General features: G+C 35.0%; 2 protein-coding genes. Both read left to right on the top strand.

Going from position 1 to position 1193, the window contains the following annotated elements; genetic code table 11:
- On the top strand, nt 1-625 hold a 625-nt coding region (locus B4C08_RS00390; protein WP_296662087.1), incomplete at its 5' end, for an aminotransferase class I/II-fold pyridoxal phosphate-dependent enzyme.
- Between the two features lie 24 nt (nt 626-649).
- The coding region (locus B4C08_RS00385) for a hypothetical protein (RefSeq protein ID WP_296662086.1) at nt 650-1193 on the top strand (544 nt) is incomplete at its 3' end.

Genomic DNA, 1193 nt, shown 5'->3' with positions numbered 1-1193 from the left:
TGGAAATTTTTTGAATAAAAAAGATGTTCTTTTGCTTTGCTCTGAATTGAAAAAACTAGATGCAAAACTTATTTTTGACGAAAGTTTTATTGATTTCGCACAAAAAGACGAACGATACACTTTGCTTGATGATAAAATTTTAATGGAAAATCCAAACCTTATTGTTGTAAAATCTATAAGCAAAAGCTATGGAGTTCCAGGTTTGCGTCTCGGTTTGCTTGCAAGTTCAGACTCTAGCTATGTAAAGCAGATTCAAAAGAAGAATGCAATTTGGAATATTAATTCGTTTGCAGAATACTACTTGCAAATCTATGATAAGTATAAAAAATTGTATGCAGCTGCTTGCGATAAAATTGCAGAAGAAAGAGAACGTTTCGCTTTCGAATTAGCAAAAATCCCAGATTTTTATGTATTCCCAAGCCAGGCGAACTTTTTAATGTGCAGGCTTGATGGAAAAATTACTGCGTCTGAACTTACCCAGATTCTTATGCAGCGTTACAATCTTTTTATAAAAGATTTAACCGGAAAGAAATGTTTTGAAAATGGAAAGTACATAAGGCTTGCAGTTCGCGACAAAAATGACAACGACGCTTTGCTTTGCGCATTAAAAGAAATTTTATGTTAAGTTGCAAACAGAAGAGTTTCATCTATGCTTCAAAATAAATTTTTAAACAAGCGTATTTTCATTTCTCTAGTATTAAACGTCCTAATCGCAGTATTTGAAGTTATTGCCGTTATTTTGACTTTTACAGAATACGGCAGCTTCATATTTTTCAAATACTACACGCAGGACAGCAACATTCTTTTGGGAATTTCGTGTGCAGCCATGGCGATTTTTAAAGTCCGTTCTTTGCGCTTTGGAAAAAAAGTTCCTTATTCTGCAAAACTTTTTTTATACATTGCAACTTGCTGCACAACTTTGACGATTACGGTTGTTCTTGCCCTTCTTATTCCGAACGCCGGCGGATATACAATGCGGAATTTTAGCAGCTATATGCTGGAAGGTTCAGGGCTTTTTATGCACTTTGTTTGCCCGGTTTTAGCTTTGGTTTCATTTATCATATTTGAAGATGTTCAATTGACTTTTTCGCGTGCAGTTTGCGCTTTGATTCCTACATTGATTTATGCAGCTGTGCTTTTTATCCTGAATATCGCAAACGTGCTGGTTGGACCGTATTTTTTTCTTCACGTTT

Source organism: Treponema sp. UBA753 (assembly GCF_002297325.1).
Lineage (GTDB): Bacteria > Spirochaetota > Spirochaetia > Treponematales > Treponemataceae > Treponema_D.
Note: the sequence above shows the minus strand (reverse complement) of the source record. Positions and strands in the feature narration are given on the sequence as shown.